Annotated in this window: 10 protein-coding genes; 4 read left to right on the top strand and 6 right to left on the bottom strand. The window is 55.9% G+C overall.

Annotated features, from left to right (window positions below):
- Window positions 1–15 precede the first annotated feature (15 nt).
- Window positions 16–2,235 (bottom strand): DNA helicase RecQ, encoded by a 2,220-nt coding sequence (recQ, locus tag LOC70_RS19630; RefSeq protein ID WP_230255671.1) that lies wholly within the window; start codon window positions 2,233–2,235, stop codon window positions 16–18.
- A 166-nt stretch (window positions 2,236–2,401) separates the two neighbouring features.
- Complete coding sequence (locus tag LOC70_RS19635; RefSeq protein WP_230255672.1) at window positions 2,402–3,010, bottom strand: RNA polymerase sigma factor; 609 nt, start codon at window positions 3,008–3,010, stop codon at window positions 2,402–2,404.
- Between the two features lie 409 nt (window positions 3,011–3,419).
- On the opposite strand from LOC70_RS19635, the gene LOC70_RS19640 reads away from it, so the two are divergent.
- Window positions 3,420–5,813 carry a sensor domain-containing diguanylate cyclase/phosphohydrolase gene (locus LOC70_RS19640; RefSeq protein ID WP_230255673.1) on the top strand — a complete coding sequence of 798 codons (2,394 nt, stop codon included), beginning with the start codon at window positions 3,420–3,422 and terminating at the stop codon, window positions 5,811–5,813.
- Here the strand turns inward: LOC70_RS19640 and LOC70_RS19645 are convergent.
- The gene (locus tag LOC70_RS19645) at window positions 5,795–6,310 is read right to left on the bottom strand and encodes a putative molybdenum carrier protein (RefSeq protein ID WP_230255674.1); all 516 of its coding nucleotides are present in this window, start codon (window positions 6,308–6,310) and stop codon (window positions 5,795–5,797) included. The two genes, LOC70_RS19640 and LOC70_RS19645, sit on opposite strands and share 19 nt — an antisense overlap.
- A 75-nt stretch (window positions 6,311–6,385) precedes the next feature.
- Window positions 6,386–6,538 (bottom strand): membrane protein insertion efficiency factor YidD, encoded by a 153-nt coding sequence (gene yidD / locus LOC70_RS19650; protein ID WP_390889093.1) that lies wholly within the window; start codon window positions 6,536–6,538, stop codon window positions 6,386–6,388.
- 169 nt (window positions 6,539–6,707) lie between these two features.
- On the opposite strand from yidD, the gene LOC70_RS19655 reads away from it, so the two are divergent.
- Complete coding sequence (locus LOC70_RS19655) at window positions 6,708–7,298, top strand: gamma carbonic anhydrase family protein (RefSeq protein WP_230255675.1); 591 nt, start codon at window positions 6,708–6,710, stop codon at window positions 7,296–7,298.
- A 120-nt stretch (window positions 7,299–7,418) separates the two neighbouring features.
- The gene (locus LOC70_RS19660) at window positions 7,419–8,891 is read left to right on the top strand and encodes a hypothetical protein (RefSeq protein WP_230255676.1); all 1,473 of its coding nucleotides are present in this window, start codon (window positions 7,419–7,421) and stop codon (window positions 8,889–8,891) included.
- 149 nt (window positions 8,892–9,040) lie between these two features.
- On the opposite strand, the gene LOC70_RS19665 is transcribed toward LOC70_RS19660, so the two are convergent.
- Window positions 9,041–9,490, bottom strand: a complete 450-nt coding sequence (locus tag LOC70_RS19665) for a hypothetical protein (RefSeq protein ID WP_230255677.1) — start codon at window positions 9,488–9,490, stop codon at window positions 9,041–9,043.
- A 761-nt stretch (window positions 9,491–10,251) separates the two neighbouring features.
- Window positions 10,252–11,766, bottom strand: a complete 1,515-nt coding sequence (locus LOC70_RS19670; protein ID WP_230255678.1) for a metallopeptidase — start codon at window positions 11,764–11,766, stop codon at window positions 10,252–10,254.
- A 637-nt stretch (window positions 11,767–12,403) separates the two neighbouring features.
- Between LOC70_RS19670 and LOC70_RS19675 the strand changes: the two genes are divergently transcribed.
- A complete protein-coding gene (locus LOC70_RS19675; RefSeq protein WP_230255679.1) occupies window positions 12,404–13,444 on the top strand; it encodes a galactitol-1-phosphate 5-dehydrogenase in 1,041 nt (346 codons plus the stop codon).
- The last annotated feature ends 155 nt before the right edge of the window (window positions 13,445–13,599 follow it).

A 13,599-nucleotide genomic window follows, 5' to 3' on the forward strand; every position in this document is an offset into this window, starting at 1 on the left:
TGCCACTCGAGTGGTTCACTCGCTGTTTGACGCTGACAACTCGTTCTTAAGACAGCTCGATACAATGCGGATCTTTTCGTAGGAGACCTTTTCGTCGAGCGCTTCGTAGATCGGCCGCAAGCGTTCGTCTTCTGCGGCCATCAATGCGGATCGAATCGCGGCGGCTTCATCGGTGTCGACCCACGGAGACGGGTCGGTGATCTTTTCAAGCTGGATGAATTCGCCGAGGTATTTGTGGACGGTCGACTCAGCCCGATCCATCCTTTGGGCAACCTCGTCAACAGAATGTCCTTCGCGAAACAGGTTCGCCGCCTGCATGCTGGCCGCATTGGGTTGAACGGGCATTTTCGGCGTGGGAACGGAGCCGTTTGCTTGGTCACGGTCGGTGGATGTCTGGTCGCAATACTCGTTGATGGAATCGAGAAAGAGCTGTCCGAATTCGTTGCGTTTGTGTTCGCCGATGCCGCGAATTCCTTCTAGCTTCGCAAGTGAACTGGGGCGAATCCTGGCCAGTTCTCGCAGAACCGCATCGCCAAAGATGACGTAGGCGGGGACGCCACGTTCGGATGCCAGTTGGCTCCGCAACGCTCGTAAGTGATCGAACAAGGCGCGGTCCACTCCCTCCCAAGAATCTCTGCCCGCGTTGGACGCACTGGATTTGGTGGCGACTCGCGTGAGCGACACCTGTCCTTCACCACGCAGCAATTCGCGGCCGGACGGCGTGAGGTGCAGGGAGTGATACTCGCCGACTGACACCAAATGATTTTGTGAGATCAATTGGTCGATCCAGGTCCTCACGGCAGCGGCGCCGTCGTTGGACAGCAAACCGTAAGTGCTGAGTTCATCATGCCCGGCTTGCAGAACCTTTTGGTCTCGAGAGCCGGTGAGGACCTTGACGGTATGGCCCGCGCCGTAACGTTCCTTCAGTCGCACAACGCAAGAAAGGATCTTTTGGGAAAGCGTGATGGGGTCTTCGACCACATCAAGTTCCCCCAAGCATACGTCGCATGCGTTGCAGTTATCAGCGTCGTATTCCTGTCCGAAGTATTCGACCAACGCGGCATGTCGACAATGCACACCGTTGCAAAACGCCGCCATCGAGTTGAGCGATTGCATCGCGGCGTCGAAGTTGTTCCGGTCTCCGTTTTCAAGAATGCGTTTCCATGACATGAGATCGCCGGGGCCATGGATCAGAACGCATTCCGCAGCCAAGCCGTCTCGCCCCGCACGACCGCTTTCCTGTTGATAGTGTTCAATCGACTTTGGCATTCCGGCGTGGATGACGTAGCGAACATTGGATTTGTCGATCCCCATTCCGAACGCGACCGTTGCCACGATCACGTCGACTTTCTCCTGGATGAAAGCTTCCTGGTTGGACTGTCGTTCTTCGTCTGACAGGCCGGCGTGATAAGGCAACACACGCACACCCGTGCCGGCAAGCGCCGCGGAAGTTTGTTCGACTTCCTTGCGCGTGATGCAGTACACCACGCCGGATTCGCCGGGATGCTTTTGGATGAAGTGTTGGATCTGATTCATCTTCCCGGCGTTGCGAACCATCCGATAAGTCAGGTTCGGACGGTCGAAGTTGCCGACCAGTACATGCGGATTTTCCAGGTTGAGTTGTTCCGCGATGTCGTCTCGGACGAGTTGGGACGCGGTTGCCGTGAAGGCGTGCACGGACGCGTTTGGGAACTGCTCTTTGAGCACGCGCAGCCCGCGATATTCCGGCCGGAAATCGTGCCCCCAATTGCTGACGCAGTGTGCTTCGTCGATCGCGAAAAAGGAGATGGGAACACCACGGAGGAAATCCATGGTTTTCGCAGTCAGCAAACGTTCGGGAGCGAGGTAGAGAATCTTGATCTCGCCGCGACGAATTCGATCGGCCGTTTCCCGTTTTTGATCGTTGGTTTGAGTGCTGTTGACGAGTGCGGCCGCGACGCCGTTGTTGGTCAATGCGTCGACTTGGTCTTTCATCAACGAGATCAAGGGCGAAACGACGACCGCCATTCCGTCGCGGACCAATGCGGGAACCTGGTAGCAAAGTGATTTTCCGCCGCCGGTGGGTAGAACCACCAAGCTGTCACGTCCGTGGATGACGTCTCGGACTGCTTCCTCTTGCAGGGGCCGAAACGAATCGTATCCCCAGACGGTTTCCAGGACCTGATGTGCACGCTCAAGCGATTCGGTCGAAGATGAATCGGAGGCTGGTCCAGTGGACGGTGATGAAGGCGACATCCAATTTCCAAGTGCTATTCGCGATCCGTTGACTGTGTGGGATCAGCGTAGCAACTTTGAACCGAATTGTCTTTTTGCGAATCGAGCAGATGAGTGGAGGGCGTTGGCGCACGCGGTCGGCCAGAGCGGTCGGCCAAAGCGGTTGGCTCGAGTGGTGCCGGCGATTCTACTGATCGCTCATCTTGGCACGAGCCCGGTGGAGCATCGGACCAATGCTGTTTTCGTTCAGACCAACGGCTTGGCTGATTTCCTGGTAAGACTTGCCTTCCAAGTGATACATGCGAACGACGCTGGCTTCTCGCGGATCCAAACGCATCATCAGGTGCTGCACTTCCTCAGCGTTTTCAATCCGCTGAAGTTCTCCGTTGATTTGGCACGGGTGAGCGTGTCCGTTGCTGCTGCCGTTGACGGTGGCTCCTGTGACAGTGGCCCCGTTGCTGCTCGGGCTCGACAGATGAGTGTTCGCGGCGGATTGATTGGCCATCAGACGACGAACCACCACACGTCGAGCAACGATGGTCAGGTAAGTTGCCAGCGAGCACTGACGACGGAATCGACGCAGGACCGCAAGATCGTGGCGAATGAAAACCAGGAACACTTCTGCGACCAAGTCATCACGGGTGGCTTCGTCCATCGACAACCCACGGCCCATCGCCGTCCGATTGACGACGTGGACAACCAGCCCAACAAATCGATCGACGAAGTCTTGCCACGCACGGGGTTCGCGGTCCAGACAACGTTGAAGCAATTGACGATCGACGTCGGAGAGGCTCACAGTGAAGATCCGGGAAGATGGAAGATCCGATAAGACAAGAGCGGTGAGCCGAGTGACTCAGGAATGAGGGCGGAAGATCCGTCATAAGCCTTTCCGCCATGTTAGATCGACCACCCGCCGGTGGCAAGTTTTTCGCCGAAGATTGCGATGAAGGAGGCTGTAGCGATTGGGGGCTATGTGAGGACGAAATCCGACGATTTGCGAGGATTTGACCAGAGACGGACCTCCAATTTCGTAGGCTGCCGATTGTTTGGATCAGCAGGGTCATGCGGATCATGGCGGTCAGTTGGTCCGGGCAATCGCCGATACGTCATTGCTGAAGACTTGAGAGGGGGGCACAGACGACCAGGCAATATTTGGAACCTATGGTTCTGCGTCTCGCCAAAGATTTCAAGCAAAACAAGCGGCCATGAACGACAACTTGGTTCCAAACGACCTGACCCACGACAGCCTGCCATCCGTCGTGCCGGTGACTGTCCCCGGCAATTCTTCTGTCGATCCATCCGCGGAAGTAACGGAAGCGGATGCGATTTCGCAACCCACCGTGTCCGACAACGATGCGGACCGTGTGGCCAAACAAGAGCAATCTCAAGACGCTGCCTACTCGGCGTCTCGGTTGAGCGAGTTGTTGCTGGGTTTGGGGGAAGCCGCGACGGGCCATCTGCCCGGTTCGATGGCTTCCGATGGCACATCGACGGATGGACAGTCCGCCTCGGCCGAGGACACTCGACCGTTCGAGAATCATTTGGCGATGGTTCGTTTGGGCATGGCGACGTCCCTCTTCTACGCACTGCGAACCAAGCACGCTCCCACGGCGGCGCACAGTCTGCGAGTGGCGTTGGCTTGTTCGGCTTGGTGTGAGCGTTTGGGATTGGCCGAGGACGTCCGCGATCGAATCGAAGTCGCCGCGTTGCTGCACGATGTCGGGAAAATTGGTATTCCCGACCGCATTCTACGCAAGCCCAGCAAGCTGAGCGTGGAAGAACAACTGACCATGGACTCCTGTTCCGAGCTCGCATGCGAGATTCTGCGTGGCTGCACGGCGGATCAGAATCTGCTGAACATCGTGAAATACTGCGGCGTTTGGTACGATTCGCGTCGACAAGAAGACCATGTTCGAGGCGACGCCTTGCCGTTGGGTGCTCGGATGATGTCGATCGCCGGCGCGTTCGATGCCATGACGACTGACCAGATCTATCGCCCGGCCCTTAGCCGCGAACGTGCGGTTCAGGAGCTTTTTCGTGGCAGCGGGACTCAGTTTGATCCAGAACTCACACGCGATTTCGCAACGATGTTGGAGCATCGTCCAGAGTTGCTTCACAGCAGCGTTGTGAATCGCTGGTTGCAAAAGCTTCAATCGGATTCGCCTGACTTCGTGGGCAGTCTGAAGGATATGTCCGAATCGGGGATTTCAAATGCCGATTCAATGGGCTCGCCCGTTACGTGGCAAACCGAATCGGTTTCCATCCTGCCGTACTACGAGACTCTGGGAGCTCAAATTCGTGACGGCGTCGCGTTCACGGATTGCGAAGGCCAAGTCACCTATTGGAACGAGACGCTTTCACGCATGACCGGCGTCGCATCCGATGCGATGGTTGGTCGCCACTTCGATGTCGACTCACTGGGAATCGTGACCGATTCTGGTGATCAGCCAGAGACTTGTCCGTTGGAAGAGAGCTTGCGTTTGCAGACCTCCGTGAATCGAACGATGAAGGTCAACCATGGCGGCAACACGCGAGACGTTCTGTTCCAAGCAACCCCCGTGAATGATGGCTATGGTGGTGGCGCGGTTGTGGTGCTTCGAGACATGTCGGACCGCACCAAGCTGCAAAGCCAAATTCAAACTCTGCATAAAAAAGCCACCAGCGATCCACTGACCGGAATTGCCAACCGCGCCGAATTTGATTCTCGTTTGAGCAAGGCGACTTCGGACGCCAAGGGAAATGGCAACACGTTTAGCTTGATCATTTGTGACATCGATCACTTCAAACAAGTCAACGACGTGCACGGGCACCCCGCCGGTGACGAAGCGTTAGTGCAGTTCGCCCGCGTGCTGGAAAAACACACTCGCGATGAGGATTTGGTCGCTCGCTACGGTGGCGAGGAGTTTGTGTTCCTAGCGATCAACAGCGACAACGCCACGGCGGCTCGTCGTGCCGAACAAATTCGTCGTGCGATCGAGGTCACGCCGCTGGACGGTTTGAAGGGGGAATCGGTCACGGTCAGCTTCGGTGTGACGGAATATCAATCCGGTGACGCCGCAGAAACCATCTTGGCTCGTGCCGACCGCGCCCTTTTGAAAGCCAAAGAGAACGGACGTAACCGGGTGGTTCAGCTTGGTTCCGGCATTCAACAAGAAGAGGCCGAAGCGAGTTCCAGCAGCTGGTTCAGTTGGTTGACATCAGGCAAGCAAGATCACGGTTGCGAATTCCTGTTGGTCACTCCGGTGCCAACTGATTTGGCGGTCGAAAAGCTGCGTGGTTTCATCTCGGATCACCGTGCGGAGATCATTCAGGTTTCTGGCAACGTTGTCTCGTTGCGGATTGTGGCTCATTGTGGTGGCAAAGGACGACGCGCCAGCGATCACCGAATCACGTTGCATGTGATGATTCACCTCAACGAAGGTTTGGGCAAACGAAGCCGCACCGACCATGCGATCACGCAGACCAATCTGCGAGTCTCCATCCAACCGGTGCGAAATCGCGACCGTCGCAACCGCGATTTAAATGGTTGTGTTCGAGAAGTCTTGGGCAGCCTCCGCAGTTACCTGATGGCAGAGATCGTTCAGAACAAAGAAGACTGATCGTCGCCACCGCCTTGCAGAATGATTCGCATCAGTTCATGCGTCTGTTGGCAAATGCCTGGTGAGTTGCTTTCGCGAGGTCCCGCCACGTTCAGGTTGTCCGGCTGAACTTCATTGAGCCAACGACGGATGCGTTTGGCTGCCGCGGGAATTGATCTTAAATTGACGGCCAAGCAGGGGCGATCCTCGCGTCGACAGATGCGTTTGGTCAGTGCCGTGCCGCCACTGAGTTTGTTGCGATACAAGATCAACGTGGCATCGGTGTCGACGACATTTTGCTCGGTTCGGTCGGGGTAATGCGACGACGCGTGCTCTTGCAATTCATATTGGTCGGGGATGCGTCCATCTTCCGCAATGCGTCCGGCCGGACACCATCCACCGTGTGGGATTCCAAGCTCCATCGCTGCGTCGAGGGCACCACGATCGACGCCGGTTTGCCCACCGGAAATGATCCAGCGTGGAACGAAGGGGCGGGGTGTATCGGAAGGAGATGCCATGTACGGATGATAGCAATCCGCGCACGGGTGAGAATCCACCGTGGTTTCGCGAAGGCAAGTTGCCCGATCGTGAACTCAGGGTGGATCGTAGCCGCCGGGGTTCCATGGATGGCACCGGCCGATTCGTCTAATGGCTCGCCAAGTCCCACGAAATGGGCCGTGTTTTTGAATTGCCTCAATGGCGTAAGCACTGCAGGTGGGGGTGAAGCGACAGCTAGGCCCCATCATCGGACTGATCACAACTTGATACCATCGGATCGCCAGAACGAAACACGACACCACGAACCGCGAAAAAATGTTTCGTGGCGGGAGTTTGTCGTCGGAATGAGATTCCGGTGATTCGGATGATTCTGGCGTTGGCTGCAAACGATTGGACTCTCTAGCACAGGCTGTTCGGATGACAAACTCAATGGATCGGGATCAGGACGAACGGCCGCGTCGTGATCCTGTGGTGACGGCGACCCCGGATCAACGGTTGATCGACCCTTCCGTCTTCATTGCCCCCAACGCCACCGTGTTGGGTGAGGTTCATGTGGCGGAAGGAGTCAGCATTTGGTTCGGTGCCGTGATGCGAGGCGACACGGAGAAGATCGTCATCGGTCGTCACAGTAACATCCAAGACCAATGTGTGCTGCACTGCGACCCAGGAATGCCGTGCGTGATCGGGGAACGTGTGACCGTCGGCCACTCGGCTGTCGTTCATGGAGCGACCGTGGAGGATGATGCGCTGATCGGCATTGGGGCGATCGTGCTCAACGGAGCCACCATAGGCAAAGGGGCTATTGTGGCGGCCGGAGCCCTGGTCACCGAAGGCACCGTCATTCCCGATGGTATGTTGGCAATTGGTACACCCGCGAAAGCGGTGAAAGAAGTTTCCGACGCATTGCGTGAACGTACTCGCGAAGGCAACCAGCATTACGTCGAGTTGGGCCAACGGTATCGCGAGAGTTTTGCCGCTACAAACGATACTATCGGAAAGGCTGAATGAGCCAAGTGCCTCGCGGGGGCAGAATTCAGAATGCCGCTGAATTCTGCCTGAATGGCACCAGGGACATCCTACGTTTGGGGGAACATTCCTTGTGTCCTCCAATTTTGACCCGTGTTCCAAATGTCTGCAGCTCCGATTCCGTGGAAACACATTCGTAATGTCCTCGTTCTATTCGCACCTGTTTGGTGTGGAGCAGCCGTGGTGTTTGGCATCTTGGGCTTGGGGGTCGCTTTGTTTTCCAGCGACCGCTGGGCTGCACGCCAACCCTTGGTGCTTCGTGACGAAGCAACCGGTGCGGTGGATCGCTTGGGACGTTTCTCCAGCCAAACCGATTTGAAGGCCGCTCAAGAAACGCTGCTGGAAATGGCTCGCAATCCAGAAGTGGTAGCGGCCGCTCTTCGCGATGTCGGACCCGTCGGTGGTGGAACGGACGAAAACTATCCATCCACCACCTTGGTCGATACCGTCGCGAATAAACGTGTAAACGTGGTGGCTCCTCAAGGGAGCGAATTCGGCAACAGCGAATTGGTTTATTTGAAGGTCGAAGCGGAATCCCCTGAGCGTGCCTCCGACTTTTGTCGTGCCTTGCTGGGCAATCTCACCAGCCACCTGCGAACGGTTCGACGCATTCGAGCGGACAGCGTCATTGTTGAGTTGACCAATGCTCGCGATTTGACACGTCAGAAATTGGATTCCGTATTGGCCAAGATGAATGAGATCGAAGTTCGCTTCGGTTCTGACCTCAGTGAGCTGCGGAACCTCAACGATGCCATTTCGGGCGACGGTGCGAACCGCCGGACCATGGAAGACAATGCCAAAGAATTGCAACTGGCCGAATTGGAGCTGGAACGTCTGAACGCTTTGCAGCAACTGCTGATCGCCGGTTCGCAAGACCCTAGACAGTTGTTGGTCAGTGGAGATGAATTGCTGTCCAGCCAACCTTCGTTGCAGCGGTTGAAGGACGGGTTGATCGATGCCCAAATCGAATCGAGTCGATTGGCCAGCGTTTACACCGAGCAACATCCCCGACGTCGTTCCGCAATCACCACCGAACGCGAAATCACTGCTCGGATGTTGGAAGAAGCCAAAGCGGCCGTTCGTGCTATGAAGCCAACCTTGAAGTTGGCCGAGGATCGTGTTCAACGATTGAAGAACAAACAAGATCAACTGCAGGAGAAACTGAGTCGATTGGCCGGTGTTCGCACGAGCTATTCAAAACTGGACAATGAAGTCGAAGCTTTGACGCAACAGTTGGCCGAAGCCGAAGCCGCGCTGGGTGAAGCACAAGCCAGTCGTTCGGCCGCTTTGTCGACCAACTTGCTCGCGGAATTGGGACCGCCACAGGTGGGCGATTCTCCCGAAGGCATGTCCGGTTTCTCCGTGACCTTTGGTTCGTTGTTTGCCGGTTTGGTATTCGGGTTGGGAACGGTCTTCTTGATTGCTCCGGGACCTCAAGGCCCCAGCGCTGGACGACGTTGGAGTGATCGATTGACCGGTCGAAGAGCTACCGATCACATGCCGCCGGAAATTGCCGCTCAGGTCACGTCGACTCCGCCGGACGGCGTTGATCGACGACGACAAGCCGTTCGCTGATCCGAACGAAGCTGGTGTTTAAAAAGCAACGTATGTAAGAGAAACACCTCGCCGGATGAATCCAGCGAGGTGTTATTTGTTGGGCGAAAGCAGTGTCAATCAATTGAATTGAATGACAATCGTTTTCACCGTTCTTGCTGCTTCAGCAATCAGGCACTGGTGGCGACTTGATCGTCGCATTTGGTGCACTGGCATGATTCGCAACTGCAGTCTTCGCAGCTGACGGAATCGTCCGAGCAGCATTGGCAATCTGCATCGCATTCACCGCATGCACATGCAGCCGCAACAGCAGCGGTCATCGCTTCAGCACCTTCGGCGTGAGCGGTCATTTTGCAGTTGCCTTTGCCGTCACAGCAACTCTTGGTGGATGCGGTGGCGGTGGTGTCGCAGCCTTCGCATTCACATTTGTCGCAAGCGCAGTCTTCGCAAGAAACATCGTCGTCGAGGCAGCATTGGCATCCAGCATCACATTGCCCGCATGGACATGCGGCGGGAGTCGCTGCCGCGGCGCCTTCGTTAGAAATCGCACTGCGAGTGGCAAACAATACGGCAACACCGACCAACAACATGGCGGCAACGGTCATGGAAGTACGTAACATCTGTAGGCTCCTATTGAACCAAGTTGAAATTGAACATTCGAAAGAAATCGGGCTTCGAACGATTCTCAATTCAACCAGCGGCACAGCATCGCGCATTGATCCTTGGCCGATGCGACCAAGGTAGCGGCGGGAGCAGGATGCCAGGTGTTGCGTCGGTCTGGCATCCGAGAGAAGGAGTCGACCCACATCCCGATGGGGATGGAGGCAACGAGCGTTTGGTCTTCTGAACTATCGACACGTGAACTCACCCAAGCGTCGGTCAGTTCCGACCGGACTTCGCAATCACAATTCGATTGATAAACGCAATCGCAAGCGTCGTGAGGATTCGCGATTCCGGACGGTTGCGAATCCGTCGTCGATGTTTGACAACACGCGGGCGTCGAAGATTGGCAACAGCTCGAGGCGGTCACCGGTTGGTCAGCCGATGCAATGGTGCAACAACGAACCGAATCGGCGGAGGAAGCTGCACAGCAACAAGGCGGCTGAAAGATCGGCCAACTGCAAATCGCGAACACCGCCAGCGAAACTGGTAATCGGAGGAGCGATCGTTTCAAAACGGTTGGGACCATGCTTTCAATGTACGCACAAAACCCGCGTTAGGTCGAGGGAAATCTTGCCGCAATTCAATCTTTGACGGACGAACGCCGCGGAACCTGAGGCCGCGGCGACTCGTCGAGCTACTCGATAAATGTCCCTCCGTCGGGCCGTTCCGCCAAATCGAGCCGTTCCGTCAACTGGACGTTGATAGCAGCGAAACTGGGTTAAGAGCCCGACGCTTGCGTCTTTGTTTCAGGCAAGCGGACGTTTCGCGAGACTCCTTCCGGCGTCAGGACGACAATCCGCCGAATGTCCTTGTTCGGTTTGATTTGTCGAATTTCTTCGAACGTCAATTCGACTTTCTCGGGATGATCATCCGCCGGCGTTCCGTGCGAACCGTATTCGCGAAACGTTTCGATGGTATCTCGTGAGTGAAAACCAATCCAAGCAATTCCCGATGGCGATTGGATGCTGACTTTCTCCTCCGCCTCGTTCACTTCGACCTTTGGCCGTCCACTCGTCGAGTCCGGTGCATCCAAGGCAAACCATGGGCTCCAACGCAGGAAGGATGCGCTGACCGGTGCAAAGTAGGCTTCTTGTTGGTTTGAAAATGGACGAACCTTTTTGTTTTGATTGCTGGGGGGATCTTGAAACGTGAACACACGGTGAAAGTGATCGAAGCCACGTGTCATGATTCCCATGGGATCGGTGCAGTGCGGCAGGCCCATCGCATGTCCTGTTTCGTGCAGAGTCGCACCGATGGTCGTTGACGCGAGTGCCCAAACACGACTGCGGAACGCGCTGTCATCGTGGACCCGCGTGGCGTCGATTGGCGAATCATCTTGAAAGACTTTCATGGCTGTTTGAATGTCGCTAGGCCAACTGAATACCGATGCACTGCCGAACAAGCCAAGGTTGGCTCCGCCCAAGGCTGTGTGTCCGAGCATTTTTCCGGTGCGTGGGTCTTTCCGCGTGTAGGCGGCAAGGACGACGTTCTTCGCCATTGGGTCCGGATGGGTTTCGTCAATCCATCGACGGACGTTTGGCCACCAAGTTTGATTGTCGGCTTGAGCGTAATAGTCTTCTTTCGGGCGGTCGCCCTTCCATGTATGGACGATGATTTGTCCGTCAGCATCGGTTTCCAATCGAAACGTTCGCTGGCCGTAACCCAAGTCTCGCATGCGTTCGGCCGTGAAGGTTTGCATCAACAACGCGGCGGTGCGTAAGCGGGCTTCGTAGTCCTGTGTCACCGAATCATTCGGCGTGGCGAATTCGGTTTGACCCGAATCGTCGGTCATCCAAATCAAACGGACGTAGTGAGGGTTGGTTTGCGGTGTGTAGGTGATCTCCAGTTGACGAGTCGTCGCGGACGGATGTTCCAGCGTGATTAAGTTTTTGCCTTCCGACAGATGCACCAATGCTTTGAACTGAGACCCGCGAGTGATCACGGTGACCGGTTGAGCGTGCTCAGGCGATTGGGCGTTCGCGATCTTGAGCGTGTTGGCGTCTTCAGTCTCGGTGCCGTCTAGTTGTCCACGCAGAAGAATCACCGGGTACCGAACTTCGGAACCCGCTTTGTGATTGTTGACAACAATGCCGGGTTTCGAATCCGTCGCCAGCGTGGTGTCGAAGTGGAGAAGGGTGCCGAGAGCAATGAACGCGATTGCCGATTTCCACGCAAAGAATCGGCTTGTGGAAAATGGTGACTGAAAAAATGGTGACATAGAACGAGAGGGCATGGCGGGTTCGCGAATCCGGGTCAGCGATGTGTGTTGGCGGGAGGTGCTGTGAGAGCGAGAATGGCTCGCCAGCGAAACCGATTTTGTTCGGCGAGCCAAGCAAATACCAGCGACTGATTCGCTTTGCCTGCAAATTGCTCGCTAGCCCCGGATGTGGCTCCCCTATTCGCCGCGAAGGTCAAAATGCTGGCGTGACAGCATCCACGTTTTCGGTTGGATTGCGATTTCCGGTGCGCCCACCCGCGGCTGAACGTTGGCCGCTGGAACGCGGTTTTGAATGCTTGTCAGCCGACTCGTTTTCTTTCAATAGTCTTTGGCATAGAATCCTGGAACCATGCAGCAATGTCTTAGTCGGTGCGTGAGTCTCGAATCTGAAATTTGGTTCGGCCAATGAATTTGGACGATTGCTGGACGATGAACTCGACGTTCACACCAGTAGTCCATCGACTCGCAAAATGGTCGCTGGCTCGTTCGCGAAAACCATTGACTTCGACGCGTTGATGACGGTGACGTGGAGCCTCAGCCCAGCTGAATTGGGTTGGGCGGCTTGGTTGTGCAACCGTTGACTCACGTCTCGACAGAACATTCCTGTCATTGCTTCCGATTCCCCACTCTCCTACTGCCAAAGACGACTCCCATGAAGGCCATGCTGCTGACCGAATACAAAAACATGCAAGTGACCGATGTGGAGGAGCCGGAGGTCGGTGCCGACGATGTCTTGGTTCAGGTCGAAGCGTGTGGCATCTGCGGTAGCGACATTCATGGCTACGATGGCAGCACCGGACGTCGGATTCCACCGTTGGTGATGGGGCACGAGGCTGCTGGTGTGGTGGTTCAAGTTGGCGAGAATGTCACGGACTTGGAAGTCGGTGCCCGCGTGACATTCGATTCAATGGTCTCTTGTGGCAAGTGTCAGTTCTGTCGCGAAGGACATGGCAACTTGTGCGACAACCGAATGGTTTTGGGAGTTTCGTGTGGGGACTATCGACGTCATGGTGCCTTTGCCGAACGCATTTCTGTGCCGCGTCGCATCGTTTATCGCTTGCCCGATTCCCTTCCGTTTGAACACGCCGCATTGGTGGAAGCAGTCAGTGTTGCCGTACACGCGGCCGAGGTGACGCCGATCCGATTGGGCGACACCGCGGTTGTCGTCGGTGCCGGAATGATTGGTTTGTTGGCCGTGCAAGCTGTTCGTGCCGCGGGGGCAACGCAGGTCATCGCCGTCGATTTGAATGACAAGCGATTGGAGACCGCAGGATCACTCGGGGCGGACGTTTTACTACGAGCCGACCAAGTCGACGTGCCCGAAAAAGTTCGTGAGTTGACGGGTGGCCGAGGTGCCGATGTTGCCTTGGAAGTGGTTGGCGCGACGCCAACCGTGAAGACGGCAATTGAGTCCGTGCGAAAAGGCGGTGCGGTCACGTTGGTAGGAAACGTTTCACCGACGATTGAACTGCCGTTGCAATCCGTCGTGACTCGCGAAATTCGTTTGCAAGGCACCTGCGGTTGCAATGGTGAGTACCCGCAATGCATCGACTTGATGAATCGTGGCGTGATCAACGTCGAGCCATTGATCACCGCAAAAATTTCGTTGGCAGATGGACCTAAGTGGTTCGAACGTTTGTACGCTGGCGATGCTGAGCAAATGAAAGTCTTGGTTTGCCCTCGCGTGGAGTAGGCAAAGTGAACGTGGAAACACAAACTTTCTTGTGTTGCTAAAATTCGGGCAGATCGTTCGAAAACACGACGCAATTGATGGTGATCTTTGTGAACCGATTTGCGATTGGCGAAACTCCGGTCGCATTTCGACGTTGACACTGATAGCGGCGTGAA

Origin of the sequence: Rhodopirellula halodulae (assembly GCF_020966775.1) — a bacterium.
Taxonomy (GTDB): domain Bacteria; phylum Planctomycetota; class Planctomycetia; order Pirellulales; family Pirellulaceae; genus Rhodopirellula; species Rhodopirellula halodulae.

Bases quoted from the DNA above. Each gene is read 5' to 3' on its own strand.
- LOC70_RS19665 (WP_230255677.1), bottom strand. From the start codon at position 9,490: ATGTTACGTACTTCCATGACCGTTGCCGCCATGTTGTTGGTCGGTGTT.
- LOC70_RS19640 (WP_230255673.1), top strand. From the start codon at position 3,420: ATGAACGACAACTTGGTTCCAAACGACCTGACCCACGACAGCCTGCCA.
- LOC70_RS19675 (WP_230255679.1), top strand. From the start codon at position 12,404: ATGAAGGCCATGCTGCTGACCGAATACAAAAACATGCAAGTGACCGAT.
- yidD (WP_390889093.1), bottom strand. From the start codon at position 6,538: ATGATGGGGCCTAGCTGTCGCTTCACCCCCACCTGCAGTGCTTACGCC.
- LOC70_RS19670 (WP_230255678.1), bottom strand. From the start codon at position 11,766: ATGCCCTCTCGTTCTATGTCACCATTTTTTCAGTCACCATTTTCCACA.
- LOC70_RS19655 (WP_230255675.1), top strand. From the start codon at position 6,708: ATGACAAACTCAATGGATCGGGATCAGGACGAACGGCCGCGTCGTGAT.
- LOC70_RS19645 (WP_230255674.1), bottom strand. From the start codon at position 6,310: ATGGCATCTCCTTCCGATACACCCCGCCCCTTCGTTCCACGCTGGATC.
- LOC70_RS19660 (WP_230255676.1), top strand. From the start codon at position 7,419: ATGTCTGCAGCTCCGATTCCGTGGAAACACATTCGTAATGTCCTCGTT.
- recQ (WP_230255671.1), bottom strand. From the start codon at position 2,235: ATGTCGCCTTCATCACCGTCCACTGGACCAGCCTCCGATTCATCTTCG.